The 22,767-nt window shown below is 39.1% G+C and carries 21 protein-coding genes and 1 tRNA gene; 15 read left to right on the top strand and 7 right to left on the bottom strand.

All coding sequences use genetic code 11. The features are described from left to right. The first annotated feature begins 6 nt into the window (after window positions 1-6). Window positions 7-798, top strand: coding sequence for a glycosyltransferase family 2 protein (locus tag CS889_RS00565; RefSeq protein ID WP_089086510.1), 792 nt, complete (start codon window positions 7-9; stop codon window positions 796-798). On the opposite strand, the gene CS889_RS00560 is transcribed toward CS889_RS00565, so the two are convergent. The 3 genes from CS889_RS00560 to tlpA form a co-directional block, all read right to left on the bottom strand. Continuing rightward, a complete protein-coding gene (locus tag CS889_RS00560; RefSeq protein WP_000853646.1) occupies window positions 770-1,531 on the bottom strand; it encodes an outer membrane beta-barrel protein in 762 nt (253 codons plus the stop codon). The genes CS889_RS00565 and CS889_RS00560 overlap by 29 nt on opposite strands. Window positions 1,532-1,748: 217 nt before the next feature. Continuing rightward, a complete protein-coding gene (locus CS889_RS00555) occupies window positions 1,749-2,855 on the bottom strand; it encodes an epoxyqueuosine reductase QueH (RefSeq protein WP_089086509.1) in 1,107 nt (368 codons plus the stop codon). After that, entirely contained in the window at window positions 2,855-4,882 is a 2,028-nt protein-coding gene (gene tlpA, locus CS889_RS00550) for a methyl-accepting chemotaxis protein TlpA (protein WP_089086508.1), read from the bottom strand. Before tlpA ends, CS889_RS00555 begins: the two co-directional genes overlap by 1 nt. Window positions 4,883-5,077: 195 nt before the next feature. Here tlpA and thrC point away from each other — a divergent pair, with 195 nt between their 5' ends. Continuing rightward, a complete protein-coding gene (gene thrC, locus CS889_RS00545) occupies window positions 5,078-6,538 on the top strand; it encodes a threonine synthase (RefSeq protein ID WP_089086507.1) in 1,461 nt (486 codons plus the stop codon). Between the two features lie 104 nt (window positions 6,539-6,642). Continuing rightward, entirely contained in the window at window positions 6,643-7,356 is a 714-nt protein-coding gene (locus CS889_RS00540) for a hypothetical protein (protein WP_001227138.1), read from the top strand. Between the two features lie 176 nt (window positions 7,357-7,532). Here CS889_RS00540 and CS889_RS00535 read toward each other — a convergent pair whose 3' ends face one another. Further along, a complete protein-coding gene (locus CS889_RS00535) occupies window positions 7,533-8,477 on the bottom strand; it encodes a D-2-hydroxyacid dehydrogenase (RefSeq protein WP_089086506.1) in 945 nt (314 codons plus the stop codon). A gap of 72 nt (window positions 8,478-8,549) precedes the next feature. On the opposite strand from CS889_RS00535, the gene CS889_RS00530 reads away from it, so the two are divergent. The 3 genes from CS889_RS00530 to futC1 all read left to right on the top strand — a co-directional run bounded on the left by CS889_RS00530 (window position 8,550) and on the right by futC1 (window position 10,074). Then, entirely contained in the window at window positions 8,550-9,080 is a 531-nt protein-coding gene (locus CS889_RS00530) for a hypothetical protein (RefSeq protein WP_001125836.1), read from the top strand. Window positions 9,081-9,175: 95 nt separating this feature from the next. Further along, window positions 9,176-9,637, top strand: a complete 462-nt coding sequence (locus CS889_RS00525) for an O-fucosyltransferase family protein (protein WP_099169075.1) — start codon at window positions 9,176-9,178, stop codon at window positions 9,635-9,637. After that, a complete protein-coding gene (gene futC1 / locus CS889_RS00520; RefSeq protein WP_099169073.1) occupies window positions 9,634-10,074 on the top strand; it encodes an alpha-(1,2)-fucosyltransferase FutC1 in 441 nt (146 codons plus the stop codon). Before CS889_RS00525 ends, futC1 begins: the two co-directional genes overlap by 4 nt. On the opposite strand, the gene CS889_RS00515 is transcribed toward futC1, so the two are convergent. From CS889_RS00515 to CS889_RS00505, 3 genes are all read right to left on the bottom strand, one after another. After that, the gene (locus CS889_RS00515; protein WP_089086504.1) at window positions 10,071-10,925 is read right to left on the bottom strand and encodes a DNA-methyltransferase; all 855 of its coding nucleotides are present in this window, start codon (window positions 10,923-10,925) and stop codon (window positions 10,071-10,073) included. The two genes, futC1 and CS889_RS00515, sit on opposite strands and share 4 nt — an antisense overlap. Continuing rightward, a complete protein-coding gene (locus CS889_RS00510; RefSeq protein WP_089086503.1) occupies window positions 10,922-11,752 on the bottom strand; it encodes a type II restriction endonuclease in 831 nt (276 codons plus the stop codon). Before CS889_RS00510 ends, CS889_RS00515 begins: the two co-directional genes overlap by 4 nt. Before the next feature lie 198 nt (window positions 11,753-11,950). After that, window positions 11,951-12,042 (bottom strand) — tRNA-Ser (locus CS889_RS00505). Window positions 12,043-12,172: 130 nt separating this feature from the next. Between CS889_RS00505 and fabD the strand changes: the two genes are divergently transcribed. The 9 genes from fabD to CS889_RS00460 all read left to right on the top strand — a co-directional run bounded on the left by fabD (window position 12,173) and on the right by CS889_RS00460 (window position 22,405). Continuing rightward, a complete protein-coding gene (gene fabD, locus CS889_RS00500; RefSeq protein WP_001199005.1) occupies window positions 12,173-13,102 on the top strand; it encodes an ACP S-malonyltransferase in 930 nt (309 codons plus the stop codon). Window positions 13,103-13,112: 10 nt separating this feature from the next. Beyond that, window positions 13,113-13,808: a 5'-methylthioadenosine/adenosylhomocysteine nucleosidase gene (locus CS889_RS00495; protein WP_089086502.1), complete on the top strand. Its 696-nt coding sequence runs from the start codon at window positions 13,113-13,115 to the stop codon at window positions 13,806-13,808. Window positions 13,809-14,001: 193 nt separating this feature from the next. Continuing rightward, entirely contained in the window at window positions 14,002-16,074 is a 2,073-nt protein-coding gene (gene rpoD, locus CS889_RS00490; RefSeq protein ID WP_172825081.1) for an RNA polymerase sigma factor RpoD, read from the top strand. A 19-nt stretch (window positions 16,075-16,093) separates the two neighbouring features. Further along, the gene (locus tag CS889_RS00485) at window positions 16,094-17,467 is read left to right on the top strand and encodes an SH3 domain-containing C40 family peptidase (protein WP_089086500.1); all 1,374 of its coding nucleotides are present in this window, start codon (window positions 16,094-16,096) and stop codon (window positions 17,465-17,467) included. A 53-nt stretch (window positions 17,468-17,520) separates the two neighbouring features. Further along, window positions 17,521-18,873 (top strand): FAD-dependent oxidoreductase, encoded by a 1,353-nt coding sequence (locus tag CS889_RS00480; RefSeq protein WP_000061426.1) that lies wholly within the window; start codon window positions 17,521-17,523, stop codon window positions 18,871-18,873. Window positions 18,874-18,879: 6 nt separating this feature from the next. Beyond that, the gene (locus tag CS889_RS00475) at window positions 18,880-19,068 is read left to right on the top strand and encodes a DUF5408 family protein (protein ID WP_001123739.1); all 189 of its coding nucleotides are present in this window, start codon (window positions 18,880-18,882) and stop codon (window positions 19,066-19,068) included. A gap of 349 nt (window positions 19,069-19,417) precedes the next feature. After that, window positions 19,418-19,843 carry a 50S ribosomal protein L13 gene (gene rplM, locus CS889_RS00470; RefSeq protein ID WP_000167675.1) on the top strand — a complete coding sequence of 142 codons (426 nt, stop codon included), beginning with the start codon at window positions 19,418-19,420 and terminating at the stop codon, window positions 19,841-19,843. Next, complete coding sequence (rpsI, locus tag CS889_RS00465) at window positions 19,840-20,229, top strand: 30S ribosomal protein S9 (protein WP_001227269.1); 390 nt, start codon at window positions 19,840-19,842, stop codon at window positions 20,227-20,229. Before rplM ends, rpsI begins: the two co-directional genes overlap by 4 nt. A gap of 154 nt (window positions 20,230-20,383) precedes the next feature. Next, window positions 20,384-22,405 (top strand): methyl-accepting chemotaxis protein, encoded by a 2,022-nt coding sequence (locus CS889_RS00460; protein WP_089087366.1) that lies wholly within the window; start codon window positions 20,384-20,386, stop codon window positions 22,403-22,405. Window positions 22,406-22,767 lie beyond the last annotated feature (362 nt).

The following is a 22,767-nucleotide window of genomic DNA, read 5'->3' as shown; positions in this document are numbered from 1 at the left end:
GTTGGATTGTTAAAAGTTTCTGTGATCACGGCGTGTTTTAATAGCGAAAAAACCATTGAAGACACCATTCTTTCCGTGCTTCATCAAACTTATAAAAACATTGAATACATCATTATAGACGGGGCTAGCGCGGATAGCACTTTAGGAATCATTCAAAAATACAGAGACAAAATCGCTTGCGTGGTGAGTGAAAAGGATAAGGGCATTTATGACGCCATGAATAAGGGCATAAGGCGCGCGAGTGGGGATATTATCGCTTTATTGAATAGCGATGATTTTTATATTGATGAGTTTGTGATAGAAAAAGTGGTGCATGAGTTTGAAAAAAAGCATTGCGATAGCGTGTATGCGGATCTGGTTTTTGTCAAACCGGATCGTTTAGAAAAAGTGGTCCGTTATTATGAAAGCGGGGAGTTTAACCCTAAAACCTTGCTTTATGGCGTGGTGCCAGCCCACCCCACGCTTTTTGTCAAAAAAGCCATTCATGAACGCTACGGCTTATACAAAACCGATTATAAGATTTCAGCGGATTTTGAGATGATCATCCGCTTGTTTGTGGTGCAAAAAATAAGCTTTTCTTACTTGAAAGAAGTGTTAGTGGTGATGCGCACCGGGGGGGTTAGCGCAAGTGGGTTTAAAAGCCTTTTATTAAGGAATAAAGAAAACATAAGAGCATGCCAAGAAAACGGCATTCAAGCGAATGTTTTTTCCATGCTTTTAAAATACCCTAGGAAAGTGATGGGCTTGTTTAAAAGGGAAAAAGGGGGGACTAAAACGAGACGATTAAAGAAAGATTAGCGTTAAATCGTGGCTTGAATCTTTCTTGATGGTTGTTGTAAATGTAGGAAACATTCCTCACTAAAGGCATTTCAATCCCTAATTGCAAGGACAAATAGCCGATAAAATCCACGATAAAACCAAAACGGAAAGGGGCTTGGAAAAAGGTTTTCTTGGTTCTGGGAATGATGGTCGTGATCGCACCGGTTTTAATCGTATCCACTAATAACACCCCTTGCTCTAAAGCGATTCCTAAATAACTCCTAAAGCGATAGGTTTTTTTATCCACAAAAATCCAAGAAAAATCTAACGCGCCTCCGTAATTTTGCACCATTAGGATTTGAGGCTGAGAGAGCGAAACAGAATGGAAATAGTTATAGACGCTAAAGATTCTAAAACCGACTTTAGGGTGGTTTCTTAAAAAATGCTCCAAGCCCGTAGCGGTATTAAACCCTATGCTATTAGCTACAAGAGTCAAGGTTTGATTGGAAGTTGAAAAAGTGGCTTGCGAATAGTTGTATCCAAAAATGAAAAAGAATTTAAGGCTTTTTTCTAAAGCCCTTTTTAGGATTTGCTGGTTTTTGTCTAGGATTTGCTGTTTTTCATTGTTTTTATCAATAGTTAGGGGTTTAGGTTTGTCGTCTTCATTCTTGTTTTTAAAATTTTCCAAGAATTGAGACCAAGTGATCTCTTTAGCTTCTAAAAAGAGTGGGTTCAACGATAAAAAGAGATAAATACTAAACAGAGTTTTCAAATACAGCCTTAAACTTTTTACGGCTATTGTGCCTAATTATCTTAAATTAACTTTAAATTGCTTGCATGTTTTGACTGAATACAACCCCTACTTACACGCAACGCTATATTTTAAAACGATATATTGTTTTAGGTTTTGTTCCCATCAAGCATGGATAACTAAAACCAACTTTAATGATTTTTAATTACAAGAATTTATCGCTCCATTAAAGTTTAGCTTAGAGCAAATAAAACACCTTTTCTTCTTGAAAAATGCTTTTAATTTCTACAAAAAGGGTTTTTTCTGTGCGTTCTTCTAGCACGATAATAGGGTTAACGCTCTCACTCCCGCTCACTAACGCCCTTAAAGACAACTCTTCTTCATAACTTAAGGGGTTAAGGTTTAACTCTTTTAAAGTATCGTAGTTTTTTGCCATAAGGGTATTAAGGCCCTCTAAAGTTAAAAACAGGGTTTCATCTCTTTGGCTATAGCCCACTAGCGCGCTCAAACGCTGAGAAAAAACCCACCTTAAATCGTTGATCCTAACCTTAGCCTTGCTTTTAGAGCGTGCTAGAATGCAGCAATTCAAAGGGTTTGAATTTTTAGAAAGCCACACGCCCCCATTTAATAAGCGGTAAGTTGCGATCGTTTTTTGGGCTAAAAAAGGCTTATTAGCGTCCTTTTTAGCTGCGTCTAGTTCTCTAAAAACTTGCGTCCTTTCTTCAATACTTGCGGGTAAAATCTGGCGTTTTAAAGGCGAGTAAAGCTCAAAGGGGCTTCTGTTTTGGGACTCTTTTTGGATTTTTAAAGCGAATTGGCAACCGCAATAATTTTGCCTATAAAGCTCGTTTTCTCTCGCCAAAGCTTGCAAGTTCAAATCCAACTCGCTCTTAAAATGTTCAAAGTTATCGTTTCTAAACACAACAAATTCCAAATTGTGCCTTTGCGCGATGTGCTGTCCCTTAGCGATGAGCTGGTTAGGGTCTTTTTTAGGGCTTGTGAGTAAGGTGGTGGTGAATCTTTCTTCCCCTAATTCAAAGGCTTTCAACGCGCTCGCTTCTAAGCGTAAGTCAAAGCATTCAAAACAGCGTTCGCTTTTTTCCCCTAACAATTCCTTACCCTTAGCTTTGTCTAAAAATTTTTCTAATTCATATTCGCCCTCAAGCAATTCAATTTCTAGCATCTCGCAAGTGCGTTTCACGTCTTCTAAACGCAACAAGTATTCGCTATAAGGGTGGATATTGGGGTTATAAAAAAACCCTACAATTTTTTCACCCACAAAAGCCTCTTTAGCCTTTTTTAAAAAATACAGGTTATCCACCGAGCAACAAATATGAATGAGCATTAAAACTGCTTTTTATTCACATCTTCTAAAATATCGTTAGAAACTTTGTCAATTTCTTGACTGATTTCTAACGAATCGCTAGCGATTTTTAGATTGCCCTCAGTAACCGATCTTAAGGCTTCAATAGAAGCGTTGATCTCTTCTACTTCTTTAACCTGATTTTTAATGCTTTCGCTCGTGTCTGAAATGCTTTGAACGAGAATATTAATATTGGCTTCAATCTCGCTGAGGGATTTTTGCGTCCTTTCAGCGAGTTTCCTCACCTCATCAGCCACCACCGCAAAACCTCTGCCATGCTCGCCGGCTCGTGCGGCTTCAATAGCGGCGTTTAGGGCTAATAGATTCGTTTGATCAGCAATATCTCTAATGATTTCTACAATGCTTTTAATGTCTTGCCCTTGCTCAATCATCGCTTCACTTTGAGAGCTCACGCCTTGAATGGAAGTGGTGATATTTTCGATCGTTTTGGAAGTTTCCATTAGGCTTTTGTGTTGGGAGTTTGAAGCCTTTTCTAAATTTTGCACGCATTCTTTTAAATTCGCGCTATCGTTCGCTAAATCTTTGGCAAAATTAGACGAAGTTTCTAGCATTTTTTGGATTTCTTGCCCTAAAGCGTTAGTAACCAATTCCACCCTACCCGAAGCGTTTTGGATCCGGCCTCTAAAATCCAAGCCAGAATAGCTTTCAAAGATTTTGAAAATGCTTGGCATGTGAGTCCCTACGCTTTCTTGCAAATAATCCATGATCCCGTTTAGCGCGTCTCTCAATTCTTTCAAATCAGGGCTTGCGGGCTCAGCCGTGATGCGCACCGCAAAATTCCCTGCTTTCACGTCTGAAACCACTTTAATGGTGTCTTGGACGGCTTGCTTGTCTTCTTGCATGGTTTTTTGGGTTTGCAAGATATTTTTATTGATCGCTGTTTGCATGCGGCCTAACTCGTCATTAGATCGCGCTTCAATCAATTTAATGTCGTTAGAATGGGCTTGATTGTTCAATAATTTAAAGAAATGAGACAAGGTGTTAGAAACCAATTCCAAACGATTGCTCACGATCGCTCGCATTAAAAGAGTGATCGCTATGATTAACGCTAACACCATGATAGCGCTCGCTATAATTACCACAAAACGCACCGATCCCACTTGCTCATAGACCTTGTCTTTTTCAATGATCAAAGCGATCATCCAATTAAGATTGTCTTTACTTTCTGTTTTGCCTAGAATTTTAAAGGTTTCAACGGCTAAAAAATTCTCCTTATGGCTAAAGGGATCCAAGTATTCTAAAGTCGCTTTAGAGCCGTTTTCTAAAATAGCCATCACTTCATTAGTGGCTTTAGGCACGCTTTTATAAATTTCGGTGATGGATTTGTCTTGCAAGCTTTTATTCGCGCTCAAAAGCACTTTACCTTTAACGCCAATTAAAAATAAATCGCTCCTGTTTTTAGTGATTTCATTACTGAAGCTGTCAATGGAAAGGAAAATCATCAGAACCCCCACCACTTCTTGAGTGTTTTCCTTGAATAGTGGTAAAAGAATATTCACCCCATAAACTTCCGCCCCGTTAGGCATTTTCCTGTAATAAGGCAAGCTTTTAGAAATTTCTCTATTTTTCATCGCTTTTTGCACTAAAGGGTTATTCCCTAATGACGGGTTTTCCATCAATTTGATCGTATCGTTATCCCTTAAAAGCGTTAATCTTAAATCTTCTCTGTTTTTAAAAAACATGCTCACCCCAGCGACATGCGAATTGGCTAAAATGAAGTTTTTTAACAAGTGGATTTTGATTTCTCTTTTGGTGTCTTTAGGGAGCATTTCTTTGACAATGCCCATGCTCGTATAGGTGTTTTCCAAAACCCCTTGCACTTCCTTAACCTTAAAATGCAAACTATCTTGCATAGAATGCAGAGCGCTTTCTTTTAAAATCTCTTTCACCCTGCTGTTTAAGGACACCCCTAAAATGCTCACGCACACAATCACAATCAACGCCACGCACAATATGATTTTATTACCGATACTCAAACCTTTAGACAAAACACAACCTTACTTATGATGGATTTTTTGCCCATTTGCGGCAAAATTTTAAACCGCATTATAGTATTATAAGCATAAATCCAAAATTAAACTGAATAAAAAAGGCGATCAATCATTCTCATTAAAAAATTATTTTAAGGTTGCATTCGCTCTTTTAGGGTATGCTATGGCTAAAAATTATGGTAAGGAAGAATAATGCCTTTTGTCCCCACGCGCTCTTTGAAAGAAAGAAAGATTGATTTTATTGAAGCGATATTAAACCCCAACGCCCCCAAAGGCGGGCTTTACACTTTAGAGCATTTTGAAACGCTAGAATGGCAAGATTGTTTGGGCATGAGCTATAGCGAATTAGTAGAACATGTGTTTGAGCTTTTAAATTTAGAAATCCCTAAAAATTTACTAGCAAGCGCTTTAAAACGCTATGAAAATTTTGATAACCCTAAAAATCCAGCCCCTATTTTTGCGCTCAATGAAAGGCTTTTTGTCCAAGAACTCTACCATGGGCCTAGTTTGGCGTTTAAAGACATGGCGTTACAGCCTTTAGCGAGCTTGTTTTCTAATCTAGCGGTGGGGAAAAACGAAAAGTATTTGGTGTTAGTATCCACAAGCGGGGATACCGGCCCTGCGACTTTAGAAGGTTTAGCGGGCATGCCTAATGTTTTTGTGGTGTGTTTATACCCCAAAGACGGCACAAGCTTAGTCCAAAAGCTCCAAATGGTAACCCAAAGCGCCAGCAATTTAAAGGTCTTTGGGGTGAGTGGGGATTTTGATGATGCGCAAAACGCGCTCAAAAACCTTTTAAAAGACGATGATTTTAACGAAGCGCTAAAAACGTGCCAATTAAAATTAAGCGTGGCTAATTCCGTGAATTTTGGGCGCATCGCTTTTCAAATCGTCTATCATATTTGGGGCTTTTTAGAATTGTATAAAAAAGGGGCGATCAATTCTAAAGAAAAAATCACCCTAGCCATACCCAGCGGTAATTTTGGGAACGCTTTAGGGGCGTTTTACGCTCAAAAAATGGGCTTGAATATCGCTAAAATCAAGGTCGTAACCAACAGCAATGATGTTTTAAGGGAGTTTATAGAGACAGGGCGTTACGATTTAACTAAGCGCTCTTTAAAGCAAACTTTCTCGCCGGCTATGGATATTTTAAAAAGCTCCAATGTGGAAAGAGTGCTTTTTAGCCTTTATGGGTTTGAACGCACGCTAGAATTGATGCAAGCTTTAGAAGAAGAGAAATTTTATGCCTTAAAGCCTAAAGAATTAGCCCTTTTACAGGAGCATTTTTCTTGCGCGAGCTGCTCCGATGAAGATTGTTTGAAAACAATCCAAGAAGTTTATGCAGAGCACCAATACCTGATTGACCCCCACACCGCCACCGCTTTAAACGCCAGCTTGAAAACCAACGAAAAAACCCTTGTTTCTGCCACCGCCTCTTATGAAAAATTCCCTAAAACCACCCTTTTAGCCCTGAATGAGCAAAAGAAAAACGATAACGATAAAGCCGCCCTAGAAACGCTTAAAAACAGCTATAATACCCCGGATAGCCAACGCCTTGATGATTTATTTGAAAAAAGCATCAAGCACCAAGAAGTTTTAAAACTCAATGAGATCAAATCTTCTATCCTTTTGTGGTTAGAAAACACGCATTAAAGCTTTTTTGAGCTTTTAACCTTGATAAAAGTTACATTTTAAGTTAAAACACACTATAATAAATAAACTCTAAACGAAAGTTAAACTGAATGAAAGGAGTTTGGATGAGAAAAATCGTTTTAGTAGCGATAGCCTTACTGATAAGTGGTTGCGCGAGCTATAAGATCACGCCTGAACATGTTACTTCCTATAATAATGGGATTCAAGTGATGACTTCCACGCAAGCGAGATCTAAAGTCCAGTTAGAAATCGCTCAAAGCAAATTGAAAGGCTTGAATGAATCCCCCTTAGTGCTGTATGTGGCGGCGCAAGTTTTAGAGGGAAAACCTGTAGTGTTTAGCCGTAAAGCCATTTCGGTGTCTATCAATCAAACGAGTTTACCGGTCTTAAGCCTGAGACAGGTGATGAAGTCTAGTTTTGATTTTGAAGGCATTTTACAAAGCTTTAATATCAGCGTGCCGACCGCCCCTATTGATAACATCAATATGATCACCCCGCCCATGTTTTATTACGGGCAAGGGAGTTTTTTAGCTTATAACGGCATGATGTATGGGGGAATGGGCATGTATGGGCCGGGCTTTGGCATGATGATGATGGATGATGTAGAAGAGCAAGAAGTCATGCAAGAAAGCCGCCAAGCTTTAAAAATCCTAGCGATCAATTACCTTAAGAAAAACACCCTTAACGTTGAAAATAAGGCTAAAGGAGGGTTTGTCGTGGTGGATACCAAAAACCTTAAAACCCCGGGCGTGGTGGTGGTTAAAGTCTTTTTAGAAGATGAAATCCACACCTTTAAAATTGATATTTCTAAGATGTAATCACCCCCTTTAATAAAAGCCTTTGGGGGTCAATCCACCTTAAAGGCTTTTTTCTTAATGGGTTGAATTTAATGGATTGTCTGATAACCATTAAAAACGATTAAACCCCATTTTTAGATTTTATTTTATGGCAAACAAAAAGGAAAAACCAAACGATTAAACCCCTTTTTTTGCGTTTATTTTTGAGAAGCTAAAAAATCCTGGATGTTTTCTTTAGTTCTTTCCACTAAGGTTTTCAAGCTGTCGCTATACGCCCATGCGATATGGGGGGTTAAAAGCAATTTGTTTTGGATCTTTGGGTTCAAAAACGCATGGTCTTTTTCAAAAGGCTCTTTCACAAACACATCGCTCGCGTAATACAAATCTTTGGTTTCTAAAGTTAAAGCCAAATCCTTTTCATTCACAATGCCCCCACGCCCCACATTGATTAAAATCGCCCCTTCTTTTAGGCTTTGCAATTCTTTGAGAGCGATTAAATCGTGCGTGCTTTCATTTAGGGGAGCATGAATGCTGATAATGCCGCTTGTTTTAAGCAATTCCTCTAAACTCAAGCGCTCATACTCTTCTTTTTTATCTTTAGGGGAATAATACACCACCTTTGCCCCAAAAGCTTGAGCGAGTTTGGCGACTCTTTTACCGATAGTTCCTAAACCAATAACCCCCCATTGACCCCCTTTAATAAGCCCCATTTTCATACCGCTAATGTGCGTAAAAATATCGCTTTGGCTATATTCCCCGCTTTTGCAATAACGATCGTAATCATTGATCCTCCCCAACAAAGACAACGCGCACGCTAAAGTGTGCTGGGCTACAGATTCCGTAGAATAAGCGCTCACATTTTTGACTTCTATGCCTAAAGCTTTCGCGCTTTTTATATCCACATTATCCGTGCCTGTAGCGGTGATGCAAATGAGTTTGAGTTTAGGCAATTGGCTTAAAACCTCTTCAGTAATCACGACTTTATTCAATACCATGATTTCAGCTTCAATGGAGCGTTCAACGATTTGACTGGGCGAAGTAACCTCATAAAAATCAAAATCCGCCACTTCTTTTAAAACTTCTAGCGCTTTTAACCCCACGCTTTTAGCGTCTAAGATCACGCCTTTTTTGAATGTTTTCATCTCTATACTCCTAGATTTAATTTTAAAGTTATATAATTAAACCACAAAATCCTTTTTTAAAAGAAACTAAGCATGCCAAAACCCAAGAAAAACACCCTCCCCTGTAGTCTTTCTGTCAAAATGTCTTATTTCATGCGCCTTCTCATTAAATGGCGCACCCGCTCTTTAAGCCATAAAATGATGACTCTAGTTCAAATCTTAAGCATTCTAGCCTTAGCGAGCAAGGCCAGTGAAGATTTAGAAGAGCAGCTCAAAAAAATCAAAGACTACATTTATAGAACCCTAAACGCTAAAATCGCATCGGATGTGTATGACCGAGTGCTTATTTTAGTGAATGAATATTGCGCTAATGAAGAATTGTTTGATAAAGAGAGCGTTAAAATCTCAGATTTACTCATTCAAGACATTCAGCTTTACGCTTTAGTCGATGAAATGCTTAAAGAAGATAAATACCAGGTCCAACACACCATTTTAAAGGGCATCATCAAGCGCAAATACGATGAAGCCTACTCGCTCAATAGCGAAGACAGGATTCTTTTAGAATACCAAGAACGCTTGCTAGAACCCTCATACGCGTCTTTTTCAAATAAAAAATTCAAATGATTTGAAAGCGTTATTCCGCTTTTTAGGCTTTTATTGAAAAAGGGCTTTAAAGTTGGTTAAAATAGGCGTTTTATTTGAGAAAACAAAGGGATTGAATGGCTTTTAAGGTGGTGCAAATTTGCGGAGGGCTTGGGAATCAAATGTTCCAATACGCTTTCGCTAAAAGTTTGCAAAAACACCTTAATACGCCCGTGCTATTGGATATTACTTCTTTTGATTGGAGCAATAGGAAAATGCAATTAGAACTTTTCCCTATTGATTTACCCTATGCGAGCGAAAAAGAAATCGCTATAGCTAAAATGCAACACCTCCCCAAGCTAGTAAGAGACGCGCTCAAACGCATGGGGTTTGATAGGGTGAGCCAAGAAATCGTGTTTGAATACGAGCCTAAATTACTAAAGCCAAGCCGCTTGACTTATTTTTATGGCTATTTTCAAGATCCACGATATTTTGATGCTATATCCCCTTTAATCAAGCAAACCTTCACCCTACCCCCCCCCCCGAAAATGGAAATAATAAAAAAAAAGAGGAAGAATACCACCGCAAACTTGCTTTGATTTTAGCCGCTAAAAACAGCGTGTTTGTGCATGTAAGAAGAGGGGATTATGTGGGGATTGGCTGTCAGCTTGGTATTGACTATCAAAAAAAGGCTGTTGAGTATATGGCAAAGCGCGTGCCAAACATGGAACTTTTTGTGTTTTGCGAAGACTTAAAATTCACGCAAAATCTTGATCTTGGCTACCCTTTTATGGACATGACCACTAGGGATAAAGACGAAGAGGCGTATTGGGACATGCTACTCATGCAATCTTGCAAGCATGGCATTATCGCTAATAGCACTTATAGCTGGTGGGCGGCTTATTTGATAAACAATCCAGAAAAAATCATCATTGGCCCCAAACACTGGCTTTTTGGGCATGAAAACATCCTTTGTAAGGAATGGGTGAAAATAGAATCCCATTTTGAGGTGAAATCCCAAAAGTATAACGCTTAAAGCGGCTTAAAAAAAGGGCTTATAAGATTTAAATCTTTGATTTTAGATCGTATCTCTTTGTAGCGAATGTCTAATTCTAATTTTCTATTCATGGATATTTTGACAAACTCGCTTTCTTTTTCTATACCGATAAATTCCCTCTTCAAAAGATTAGCCGCAATGCCTGTGGTGGAGCTCCCGCTAAAAGGATCGCCAATGAGGGAATTGTCATCGCTCGCCATTAAAAGCAATCGCACTAACAGCGCAAGGGGTTTTTGAGTGGGGTGCTTGCCGTTTGCTTTTTCCCAAGGAGCGATCGCTGGGAAGCTCCACACATCGCGCATTTGTTTATCGTTATTGATCTTTTTTAAGATCTCATAGTTAAAAACATGCTTGTGCTTGCGGCTTTTCCTCGCCCAAATGATTTGCTCAGCCGAATGCGTCAAATAACGGCAGCTGAAATTGGGGGGAGGGTTGGTTTTTTGCCAAGTGATGAGGTTTAAAATCTTAAAATCCAGTTTTTGTAAAATACGCCCCAAAGAAAAAAGGTTGTGGTAAGTCCCGCTGATTAAAAGACTCCCTGTGTTTTTTAAAGCCTTTTTGGCGTTGTTGATCCACTGGTAATTAAATTTATCAATATCGTTGATCCCATTTTCTTTATCCCAATCGCCTTTATTGACGCTCACAATCTTACCGCTCTGTATGCTTAAGCCGTCATTAGAAAGGAAATAAGGCGGATCGGCAAAAATCAAATCAAAAGCATTTTCAAATTGGGGCAAAACCTCATTGCAATCCCCTTGATAAAGGGTGAAAAGTTGGTCTGTGCTTTTAAAAATGGGGTGTGCGATTTCATTAGAATGCGCGATTATCATTTTTGCACCTTTGATATAAAATCACCCACATTGCTCAAATTGTAGATCTCCACAGATTTGTAAGCTTCTTGAAGTTTGCTTTTAGCGTCTAGCCAACCTGTGCCATCAGTTATCCAAATAAATTCGTAATTAGGGAATGCTTCAAATTTTAAAGCTAAGTCTTGATAGGATCTTGCGACTTCATTAAGCTTACTCCCACTAATGGTATAAAAATTAGCTTCTATAAAATAAGTTTTATTTTTACCAAAAATAATAAAATCAAATTTTTTAATATCATTTCCAAAAGCTTGGCATAAATCCTCAAATTCTCTAATATCTACTTGTTCTTTAAAATTTAATTGAGCTTGAATAAAAAGACCGCTAAGATGGTTTTCCATAACTTTTCCGCTGCGATTTTTTCTCGCATTGCTATCAAGCCCCACTTCTATACCAAAAACAAAATCATTTAAATCTTTAATATTTCTGTTACAAAAAATTCGCTCCAACCCCGTTTGACGAATAAACTCATAGACTTTTTCATCATCTTCAAAATAAGAATATAGGGGGTAAAAATTGCCATTAGCATCACGCACTATATCACCTTTATCTCTCACAGCAATGAGAATATTTAAAACATTAAAAGCTTTGTGGTATTCTTTAAAAAGTGTTTTAATGCAATTTTTAAGTTCTTTTGTATCTTTTCCAAGTAAAAAATTCAAGTGGTTTAAAGCGATACTTATTTCATTTTTATTTTTGAGACACTTTTGCCAATCGGTGAAAAAATCTAAAGTCCTGTTGCTTGTCTTAAGGCTTTTTAAAAAAGTATCAAAAGGCAGATGGTTTTTCATTTTTACTCCGTTTTAATGTTTTTCTATATTGTCTTGTGCTTTACAACCCTTATAGGGTTTAGGCTGGGTGTCTCTCTTCACCCAACCTAATTTTGTGTTTGTAAAATCTGTAAAAGGAGTGTCGTAAAAGGAATGCTTAGAAACTATATGTCTCTCGTTAATACATTCTAAACAAAAAGTTTTTAAAGGCAAAAAGGCTGGCGGACAGGGAGGGATTCGAACCCTCGGTAACCTTGACGGCTACGCATCCTTAGCAGGGATGTGGTTTCAGCCAACTCACCCACCTGTCCTCATTCACAAAGTAGAATTATAGTAAAAATAAGTTAAAATAAACCTTAAACTTTAATGGTTTCTAAACAAAACTAAGGGCTTTTATATTACAATCTTAAATTATGGATTAATAAAATTTAAAGGATAACCATGCAATACGCGCTATTATTTCCAGGGCAAGGCTCGCAGTGTATAGGAATGGGGAAATCGTTCTATGAGAGCCACACCCTAGCTAAAGAATTGTTTGAAAGGGCTTCTAACGCGCTTAAAGTGGATATGAAAAAAACGCTTTTTGAAGAAAACGAGCTTTTAAAAGAGAGCGCTTACACCCAGCCTGCCATTTATTTAGTGAGCTATATCGCTTATCAGTTACTCAACAAGCAAGCAAATGGGGGGTTAAAACCCGTTTTCGCTTTAGGGCATTCGCTCGGTGAAGTGAGCGCGGTGTCTTTGAGTGGGGCGTTAGATTTTGAAAAAGCCCTTAAACTCACGCACCAAAGAGGCAAAATGATGCAAGAAGCGTGTGCGAATAAAGACGCGTCCATGATGGTCGTTTTGGGCGTTTCTGAAGAAAGCCTTTTGAGTTTGTGTCAAAGAACCAAAAATGTGTGGTGCGCGAATTTCAATGGCGGCATGCAAGTAGTTTTAGCCGGGGTTAAAGACGATTTGAAAGCCCTAGAGCCGACTTTAAAGGAAATGGGAGCTAAAAGAGTGGTTTTTTTAGAAATGAGCGTGGCGAGCCATTGCCCTTTTTTAGAGCCTATGATTTTTAAATTCCAGGAATTGCTAGAAAAAAGCCTGAAAGATAAATTCCATTTTGAAATCATCTCCAATGCGACTAACGAAGCGTATCACAATAAAGCCAAAGCCGTTGAATTATTGAGCTTGCAACTCACTCAGCCGGTGCGTTATCAAGACTGCGTGAAATCTAATAACGACCGAGTGGATGTTTTTTTTGAATTAGGCTGTGGGAGCGTGTTAAAGGGGCTTAACAAGCGCTTGAGCAACAAGCCCACCATAAGCGTGGGGGACAATAAAGGGCTTGATGAAGCCATTGAATTTTTAGAAGAATACGTGTGATTGGGAGAAAATGGTGCAAAAAATTGGCATTTTGGGGGCGATGAGAGAAGAAATAACCCCTATTTTAGAATTGTTTGGCGTGGGTTTTGAAGAGATCCCTTTAGGGGGGAATGTTTTCCATAAAGGCGTTTATCATAATAAAGAAATCGTTGTCGCTTATAGCAAGATTGGCAAGGTGCATTCCACTTTAACCACAACGAGCATGATTTTAGCGTTTGGCGTTCAAAAGGTGCTTTTTAGCGGGGTGGCTGGAAGCTTAGTTAAAGATTTAAAAATCAATGATTTGTTAGTGGCTAACCAATTAGTCCAGCATGACGTGGATTTGAGCGCGTTTGATCACCCTTTAGGGTTTATCCCCGAAAGCGCGATTTTTATTGAAACGAGCGGAAGTTTAAACGCTTTAGCTAAAAAGATCGCCAATGAGCAACATATCGCGCTCAAAGAAGGCGTCATCGCATCAGGCGATCAGTTTGTGCATAGCAAAGAAAGGAAAGAATTTTTAGTTAGCGAGTTTAAGGCGAGCGCGGTGGAAATGGAGGGGGCGAGCGTGGCGTTTGTGTGCCAAAAATTTGGCGTGCCATGCTGCGTGTTAAGGAGCATTAGCGATAACGCCGATGAAGAAGCCGGTATGAGTTTTGATGAATTTTTAGAAAAAAGCGCTCACACTTCAGCGAAATTTTTAAAAAGCATGGTGGATGAGCTTTAGGGTTTGTTTTTATAGAGTGGCGGGATGGAGGGGTGGAATGTAAAAAAGCTTTTTAGTATTTTTTACATTTTGTGATGAATATTTAATAAAGCGGGGAAAAATTCCAATAATATAATTAGAATTTAAGCTATCTTTTAGTAAAATAAAAAAGGAATAGGTGTATCTTATCTTATGAACCTAGCTTGCAAAAAGCATGGGTTCTTATTTTATGGAGTGTCCAATGAAAAAGAAAGCTAACGAAGAAAAAGCCCCCAAAAGAGCTAAACAGGAAGCCAAAACAGAAGCCACACAGGAAAATAAAGCTAAAGAGAGTAATAAGGAAAACAAAAACAATAAAGCCAAAGAGAGCAAAATTAAAGAAGCCAAAACCAAAGAAAGCAAAGTCAAAGAAACAGCGAAAGAGCCTATTCCTGTTAAAAAGCTTAGTTTTAATGAAGCATTAGAAGAATTGTTCGCTAATTCCTTAAGCGATTGCGTTTCTTATGAGTCCATCATTCAAATCAGCGCAAAAGTCCCCACTCTAGCCCAAATCAAAAAAATCAAAGAATTGTGCCAAAAATACCAAAAGAAATTGGTCAGCTCTTCAGAATACGCTGAAAAACTCAATGCGATTGACAAGATTAAAAACACTGAAGAAAAGCAAAAAGTTTTAGACGAAGAATTAGAAGATGGCTATGACTTTTTGAAAGAAAAGGATTTTTTAGAGTGGAGCAGGAGCGATAGCCCGGTGCGCATGTATTTGCGCGAGATGGGGGATATAAAACTTTTAAGCAAAGATGAAGAAATTGAATTGAGCAAGCAAATCCGCTTGGGTGAAGACATTATTTTAGACGCGATTTGCTCGGTGCCGTATTTGATTGATCTTATCTATGCGTATAAAGACGCTTTAATCAATCGTGAAAGAAGGGTTAAAGAGCTTTTCAGGAGCTTTGATGATGACGATGAAAATAGCGTGAGCGATCCTAAAAAAGATGATGACAGCGAAGAAGATGAAGAAAACGAAGAAAGGAAAAAAGTCGTTTCCGAAAAAGACAAGAAGCGCGTTGAAAAGGTCCAAGAGAGTTTTAAAGCCCTAGACAAGGCTAAAAAAGAATGGCTTAAAGCTCTTGAAGCCCCCATAGATGAAAAAGAAGACGAATTGGTGCGTTCATTGACCCTAGCTTACAAACGCCAAACGCTCAAAGACAGACTCTATGATTTAGAGCCTACCAGCAAACTGATTAATGAATTAGTCAAAACGATGGAGACCACTTTAAAGAGCGGCGATGGGTTTGAAAAAGAGTTGAAACGCTTGGAATACAAACTGCCCTTATTCAATGACACTCTGATCGCTAACCATAAAAAAATCCTTGCCAATATCACTAACATGACTAAAGAAGACATTATCGCTCAAGTGCCAGAAGCGACTATGGTTAGCGTGTATATGGATCTCAAAAAACTCTTTTTGACTAAAGAAGCGAGCGAAGAAGGCTTTGATTTAGCCCCTAACAAACTAAAAGAAATTTTAGAGCAAATCAAAAGAGGGAAATTGATTTCCGATCGCGCTAAAAACAAAATGGCTAAATCCAATTTAAGGTTGGTAGTGAGCATCGCTAAACGATTCACGAGCAGAGGCTTACCCTTCTTGGATTTGATTCAAGAGGGTAATATCGGCTTGATGAAAGCGGTGGATAAGTTTGAGCATGAAAAGGGCTTCAAGTTTTCTACCTATGCGACCTGGTGGATCAAGCAGGCTATCAGCAGAGCCATAGCCGATCAAGCCCGCACTATCCGCATCCCTATTCACATGATTGACACGATCAATCGCATCAATAAAGTCATGCGCAAACACATTCAAGAAACCGGCAAAGAGCCTGATTTAGAAGTGGTGGCTGAAGAAGTGGGGCTTTCCTTAGATAAAGTGAAGAATGTGATTAAGGTGACTAAAGAGCCTATCAGTTTGGAAACCCCAGTTGGCAATGATGATGATGGCAAATTTGGGGATTTCGTGGAAGATAAAAATATCGTTAGCTCCATTGATCACATCATGCGAGAAGATTTAAAAGCCCAGATTGAAAGCGTTTTGGATCAGTTGAACGAGCGAGAAAAAGCGGTGATCCGCATGCGTTTTGGGCTTTTAGACGATGAAAGCGATCGGACTTTAGAAGAAATCGGCAAAGAATTGAATGTTACTAGAGAAAGGGTGCGCCAGATTGAAAGCTCTGCGATTAAAAAATTGAGAAGCCCGCAATACGGGCGCATTTTAAGAAACTATTTGCGCATTTGACATTAAGGTTCTCTAAAACATGCGTTACTTTCTTGTAGTTTTCTTGTTTTTGTTTGTGGGTTGCATGAAAAAGGATTTCACGCTCAAAGATTTATCCTTACCCCAAGAGGCTTCAAGCTATCTTGCAAGCTCTCAAAATGGCAGTCATAATAACCAAAGTATTGACCCCCAAGCGTTAAGAGAAAACCTAAAAGAGAGCTATCTCAAAGCGTGGTATTCCCCATGGCTAGATGCGAAAGTCAAAAGCAATAAAAAAGAAGTGTTTTGGATCCTTAAGGAAATGAATAAATCCACCGGTTATGGCGAAGATCTAAAACCCAACGCAAAAGCTTTCAATGATGAACTGATTAAAAGCATGGATATTGAGCGTTACCCGAGCGCTAAGATTAAGGCTGTGGTGGTGCGAGATAGCGATGTGAGGGCTGTGCCTACTAACAAGCCTTATTACCTCTCTCAAAAAGGCTATCCTTTTGATAGGTATCAAAATTCGCTGATTTTTCAAGGCACGCCGGTTTTGATCACGCATTTTAACACGGATAAAACTTACGCCCACATTCAAAGCAGTTTTGTTTATGGCTGGATCAAAGTCAGCGATTTAGCTTACATGCGCGATAAAGACATAGAGCTTTTAACCAAGATCAAAAATTATGTCATGCCTATAAAAGACAAGATCCCCCTTTATACGGACTATGGGGATTTTTACACCGATGCTAGGGTGGGCGAATTGTTCGCTCTCATCCCCCAAAGTCAAAAAACACCTCAAAACCCCCCAAAAAAGGAATTGAAAGCCTATGGCTTTTTGAGAGACGCTAAGGGCTATGCAACTTTACAAAGCGTGATCTTGAATGAAAAGGATTTTTTTGTTTTCCCTAAGGCTTTTACTAGCGAGAACATGGCGTATTTTATAGACACCATGCTAGGGCAAAAATACGGCTGGGGTGGGCTATTAGGCAATAGGGATTGCTCGGCTTTCACTAGGGATAGTTTCGCTAATTTTGGTATTTTGCTCCCCAGAAATTCCTACGCGCAAAGCCGCTATGCGAACAATTATGTGGATTTAAGCTCCATGAAAGCCAAAGAAAAAGAAGACTATATCCTTAAAAACGCCACGCCTTTTGGCACGCTCATCTATTTAAAGGGGCATATCATGCTCTATTTGGGCGCATACAACCATCAAGCGATAGTCGCTCACAGCATTTGGTCGGTGCAAACCCAAAAGCATTTTAAAACCTTGAGCCATAAAATAGGAGGCGTGGTGATCACTTCATTATGGTTAGCTGAGGAGCATAATGGGGCGTTTTCTAAAAAGAAATTATTGATTGATAGGGTGCTTGGAATGAGCGATTTGAAAGATTTTGTCCATAAAACTTCAAGCCCCTTGAATGCGAATTGATTTTCTTATACTATGATTACGATTTATCAATTTAAAACATTTGGAGAAAGACAATGAGTATGGAATTTGATGCCGTGATTATTGGAGGTGGGGTTTCAGGGTGCGCGACCTTTTATACTTTGAGCGAATACAGCTCTTTAAAGCGCGTGGCTATCGTGGAAAAATGCTCTAAATTAGCTCAAATCAGCTCCAGCGCTAAGGCTAATTCACAAACCATTCATGATGGCTCTATTGAAACGAATTACACTCCAGAAAAAGCTAAAAAAGTGCGTTTGAGCGCTTATAAAACCAGACAATACGCGCTCAATAAAGGCTTGCAAAATGAAGTGATTTTTGAAACCCAAAAAATGGCCATAGGCGTGGGCGATGAAGAATGCGAGTTCATGAAAAAACGCTACGAATCCTTTAAAGAAATCTTTGTGGGGTTGGAAGAATTTGACAAGCAAAAGATTAAAGAATTAGAGCCTAATGTGATTTTAGGGGCTAATGGGATAGACAGGCATGAAAACATTATCGGTCATGGCTATCAAAAAGACTGGAGCACCATGAATTTTGCGAAGTTGAGCGAAAACTTTGTAAAAGAAGCTTTAAAATTAAAGCCCAACAACCAGGTGTTTTTGAATTTTAAAGTGAAAAAGATTGAAAAACGAGACGACACTTACGCCTTAATTTCTGAAGACGCTGAAGAAGTGTATGCTAAATTCGTGCTAGTCAATGCCGGCTCTTACGCTTTGCCCTTGGCTCAGAGTATGGGTTATGGCTTGGATTTAGGGTGCTTGCCTGTGGCAGGTAGCTTTTATTTTGTGCCTAATTTATTAAGGGGCAAGGTTTATACCGTTCAAAACCCCAAACTCCCTTTTGCAGCCGTGCATGGCGACCCTGATGCCGTCATTAAGGGTAAAACGCGCATCGGGCCTACCGCTTTAACGATGCCTAAATTAGAGCGCAACAAATGTTGGCTTAAGGGTATTAGCTTGGAATTACTGAAAATGGATTTGAATAAAGATGTGTTCAAAATCGCTTTTGATTTGATGAGCGATAAAGAAATCCGTAATTATGTGTTTAAAAACATGGTCTTTGAATTGCCCGTTATCGGTAAAAGGAAATTTTTAAAAGACGCTCAAAAAATCATCCCCTCTCTTAGCCTAGAAGATTTAGAATACGCTCATGGTTTTGGCGAAGTGCGCCCGCAAGTTTTAGACAGAACCAAGCGAAAGCTGGAATTAGGCGAAAAAAAGATTTGCACCCATAAAGGCATCACTTTCAACATGACTCCCTCTCCAGGCGCGACAAGTTGCTTGCAAAACGCCCTTGTGGATTCCCAAGAAATCGCTGCGTATTTGGGCGAGAGCTTTGAATTAGAACGCTTTTATAAAGATTTATCTCCAGAAGAATTGGAAAATTAAAAACGCATGCCAAAAGAACAAGAAGCCCGAGAAATCGCTAAAAAAGCCGTTCAAATCGTGTTTTTTTTAGGGATTGTGGTGGTGCTTTTGATGATGATAAACCTTTACATGCTCATCAATCAAATCAACGCGAGCGCTCAAATGAGCCAACAAATCAAAAAGATAGAAGAAAGGCTTAACCAAGGGCAAAAATAAAGGCTTTGGCTTATTAAGCATGAGTAACAAAATTAAAAAAGCTTAAAGGCATTTTTTAAAATAAATACAATAAAAGAGCTTGCGTAAGCAAGTGATAGCCTCTTTAAAAAGCGGTCTTTTGGGGTTAGAGGGTTTTTAGTTGGGGGCTGTGGGAGAGAGTTATTGTAAAGTCCCCCTATTCCCTTAAAGAAATGCGTTTTACTTAAGAAATGCGTTTGACCATAAAATCAAAAGCAATCAAGCAATTTTTTTAAAAAACCCTATTTTAAACTTTAAACTTTCCTTAAATTCAGCAATATTTAAGTTTATTTCCTTATAATGAGTGCTTTAATTTTATCAAAGGATTCTTATGACAAAGACTGCTAAAGTCAATGACATCGTTCGTGATTGGGTCGTTTTAGACGCTAAAGACAAAGTTTTTGGCCGCTTGATCACTGAAATCGCTGTGCTTTTAAGAGGCAAACACCGCCCTTTTTACACCCCCAATGTGGATTGTGGGGATTTTGTGGTGGTTATCAACGCCAATAAGGTTAAATTTTCAGGCATGAAATTAGAGGATAAAGAGTATTTTACCCATTCAGGTTATTTTGGCAGCACCAAGAGCAAAACTCTCCAAGAAATGCTAGAAAAAACCCCTGAAAAGCTCTACCACTTAGCCGTTAGGGGCATGCTCCCTAAAACGAAATTAGGGAAAGCGATGATTAAAAAACTCAAAGTTTATCGTGATGATAAGCACCCTCACACCGCACAAACTAGCAAAAAGGACGCTAAATGAGAAAAATCTATGCTACCGGTAAAAGAAAAACCGCTATCGCTAAAGTGTGGCTCACTCCGGGTAAAGGCGAATTGAGTATCAATGAGCAGAGCCTGAATCAATGGTTAGGCGGGCATGAAGCCATTAAAATGAAGGTCATGCAACCTTTACTTTTAACCAAACAAGAGCAATCTGTGGATATTAAAGCGGTGGTTTTTGGTGGGGGCTATTCGGCGCAAGCGGAAGCCTTAAGGCATGGCATTTCTAAGGCTTTGAACGCTTATGATATTGCTTTTAGAGCCATTTTAAAACCTAAAGGCTTGCTCACCAGAGATTCAAGGGTGGTTGAACGCAAAAAATATGGTAAAAGAAAGGCCAGAAGAAGCCCGCAATTCTCTAAAAGGTAATTTTTATTCCTTTTTGCCTCTCCTTTGGGGGAGTTTTGGAGGGCTTTGGCTCTCTTTTATTTTCTGCTTTTTTGTCCTCTCTTGTTTTATTAAAATTTCAAAATCAATGTATAATAATCATTCTCTATCAATTCGTTTTAAAAGGGCAAAGGGAATGAAATCTACAAAAATTGGTTTTAAGATTGTGGTGATGGTGTGCGCGGTCGTTATAGCGATTAGTGCTATTATGGGCTTTATTATCAATCACAAGGTTGAAAGCGTGTTGCAAAGCCAAGCCACAGAATTGTTGCAAAAAAAGGCTCAGTTAGTCAGTTTTAAGATTCAAGGCATTATGAAGCGTATTTTTATGGGCGCTAACACCCTTGAAAAATTCTTAAGCGATGAAAATGGCTCTATCAATGACACCCTAAAAAAGCGCATGCTCTCTGAGTTTTTGCTAGCAAACCCCCATGTGCTATTGATTAGCGCTCTTTATGCTAACGACGACAAACGAGCGATCAGCGCTATTAAAATCCATTCAAAAATCGCTTACCCCAACATCGTGCTCAATGAAAACATGATCAATCAAATCCATTCGCTCAAAAGTATAACCCGTTCAGATCCCTATTATAAAGAGGTTGATGGCAATAAAATCTATGGCATGGATATTACCCTCCCTTTAAAGGATAAAAATCAAAATATTATAGGCGCTTTAAACTTCTTTTTAAACATTGACGCCTTTTATACCGATGTGGTGGGCAAGAAAAAGAGCAACACCTTTTTAATGGGGAAAAATGGCAGGCTTTTAATCAACCCTAATCGTGGGATTCAAGATAAAATCTTAAGCGCTATCAATCCGGACAAGCGAGTCGCTAAAGCTGTGGAATATTACAACAACAACAAAGCCGGGACTTTGAGCTACCATTCATTGAGCGGGGATACAGAAACCTTTTTAGCCATACAACCCTTTGATTTTTTTGAAGGAAAAGAAAATAACGGCAACCATTGGCGTTGGGCGATTGGGAAATATGTCAATAAATCTTTGGTCTTTCAAGAGGCGACAAACACCAGATACATTATCATCACCACTTTGATTTTAGGCGTGCTGGTGTTAGCCCTTTTAGTCTTTATCATCATTTCCAGTCTCATAACCAAACGCATCAGTAGGGTCAATAACACCCTAAACGATTTTTTCAACCTGCTCAATAACCCCAAAAATAACCATGCCATAAGCCTAACGCCCCCAAGCGCTTATGATGAAATCGGGCAAATGCAAGCTTCTATCAATGAAAACATCCTTAAAACCCAAGAAAACATTCAAGCCGATAATAAAGCCATTCAAAACAGCATTGAAGTAACCAATCATGTGGAAAATGGGGATTTCACCCAAGAAATCGCATGCGTGCCTAAAAACAAAGACTTGCAAGCTTTAAGAAACACCATTAATAGCATTATCCAGTATTTCCGCAACCAAATTGGCGCCAATATTGAAGCCCTAAATAACGCCCTGGAGCATTATAAAAACCTGGATTTCACCCACCACATCCAAAACCCTAAAGCCAACATGGAAAAAGCGCTCAACACTTTAGGGCAAGAAATTTCTAGCATGCTTAAAGCTTCTTTAGGGTTTGCGAACGCGCTCAATCATGGATCCAAAGATTTAAAAACTTGCGTGGATAACTTGACTAAAACCGCCCACAAGCAAGAAAGAAGCCTGAAAAACACCACCCAATCCTTAGAAGAAATCACTAATGTTATTACAACGATTGATTCTAAAAGCCAGGAGATGATCTCTCAAGGCGAAGACATTAAAAGCGTGGTGGATATGATTAGAGATATTGCCGATCAAACGAATCTATTAGCCCTAAACGCCGCTATTGAAGCCGCAAGAGCGGGCGAGCATGGCAGAGGTTTTGCGGTGGTAGCTGATGAAGTGAGAAAGCTCGCTGAAAGGACGCAAAAATCCCTCAGCGAGATTGAAGCCAATATCAATATTTTAGTTCAAAGCATCGCCGATAACGCTGAGTCTATCAAAATGCAAAACAAGGGCGTAGAAAACATCCACAATTCCATTAACGCCTTGCAACAAGATGTGCAAGATAATTTGACTATCGCTGACCATTCTTTACAAGTCAGCGCTAAAATTGATGGGATCTCCCAAGACATTTTAGAAGATGTGAGCAAGAAGAAATTTTAATTTCTGCTTTTAATTTTGAGCGTCTGAAAGGTGGAATCGCCCCCTTTTTCTCAAGCAAGGGGTTTTTTAACTAAAGCACCCTAACGGACGCTAACATGAAAGGCTCTTTAAAGTCTGCATGGGCGTTTCTTACCCTAAAAAGATTAGAGGTATTTTGTTAAGCTTGAATATAAGCCTAACGGCTATACGCTTACATCTTGCGCCCTAAAGGACGGAGTTTTTTGCGCTAGTTTGATAAAAAGCTTTGGTTGGATTTTTAAAAGCGTTCTTAGGGGGAGTGTTAGTTGTGGGGGGTTAAAGGGGTATCAAAGTGTCCCCCTATCCCCTTAAAAGAATGGTTTTCACTACAAATAAAAAACACC

It is taken from the genome of Helicobacter pylori (genome assembly GCF_900120335.1).
Lineage (GTDB): Bacteria > Campylobacterota > Campylobacteria > Campylobacterales > Helicobacteraceae > Helicobacter > Helicobacter pylori_BU.
This window is presented reverse-complemented; position numbering and strand designations above follow the sequence as displayed.

Excerpts from the sequence above, each read along its gene's own strand:
- CS889_RS00555 (WP_089086509.1), bottom strand. The coding sequence starts at position 2,855 with ATGCTCATTCATATTTGTTGCTCGGTGGATAACCTGTATTTTTTAAAA.
- thrC (WP_089086507.1), top strand. The coding sequence starts at position 5,078 with ATGCCTTTTGTCCCCACGCGCTCTTTGAAAGAAAGAAAGATTGATTTT.
- CS889_RS00540 (WP_001227138.1), top strand. The coding sequence starts at position 6,643 with ATGAGAAAAATCGTTTTAGTAGCGATAGCCTTACTGATAAGTGGTTGC.
- CS889_RS00535 (WP_089086506.1), bottom strand. The coding sequence starts at position 8,477 with ATGAAAACATTCAAAAAAGGCGTGATCTTAGACGCTAAAAGCGTGGGG.
- CS889_RS00530 (WP_001125836.1), top strand. The coding sequence starts at position 8,550 with ATGCCAAAACCCAAGAAAAACACCCTCCCCTGTAGTCTTTCTGTCAAA.
- CS889_RS00525 (WP_099169075.1), top strand. The coding sequence starts at position 9,176 with ATGGCTTTTAAGGTGGTGCAAATTTGCGGAGGGCTTGGGAATCAAATG.
- CS889_RS00515 (WP_089086504.1), bottom strand. The coding sequence starts at position 10,925 with ATGATAATCGCGCATTCTAATGAAATCGCACACCCCATTTTTAAAAGC.
- CS889_RS00510 (WP_089086503.1), bottom strand. The coding sequence starts at position 11,752 with ATGAAAAACCATCTGCCTTTTGATACTTTTTTAAAAAGCCTTAAGACA.
- fabD (WP_001199005.1), top strand. The coding sequence starts at position 12,173 with ATGCAATACGCGCTATTATTTCCAGGGCAAGGCTCGCAGTGTATAGGA.
- CS889_RS00495 (WP_089086502.1), top strand. The coding sequence starts at position 13,113 with ATGGTGCAAAAAATTGGCATTTTGGGGGCGATGAGAGAAGAAATAACC.
- rpoD (WP_172825081.1), top strand. The coding sequence starts at position 14,002 with ATGGGTTCTTATTTTATGGAGTGTCCAATGAAAAAGAAAGCTAACGAA.
- CS889_RS00485 (WP_089086500.1), top strand. The coding sequence starts at position 16,094 with ATGCGTTACTTTCTTGTAGTTTTCTTGTTTTTGTTTGTGGGTTGCATG.
- CS889_RS00480 (WP_000061426.1), top strand. The coding sequence starts at position 17,521 with ATGAGTATGGAATTTGATGCCGTGATTATTGGAGGTGGGGTTTCAGGG.
- CS889_RS00475 (WP_001123739.1), top strand. The coding sequence starts at position 18,880 with ATGCCAAAAGAACAAGAAGCCCGAGAAATCGCTAAAAAAGCCGTTCAA.
- rplM (WP_000167675.1), top strand. The coding sequence starts at position 19,418 with ATGACAAAGACTGCTAAAGTCAATGACATCGTTCGTGATTGGGTCGTT.
- rpsI (WP_001227269.1), top strand. The coding sequence starts at position 19,840 with ATGAGAAAAATCTATGCTACCGGTAAAAGAAAAACCGCTATCGCTAAA.
- CS889_RS00460 (WP_089087366.1), top strand. The coding sequence starts at position 20,384 with ATGAAATCTACAAAAATTGGTTTTAAGATTGTGGTGATGGTGTGCGCG.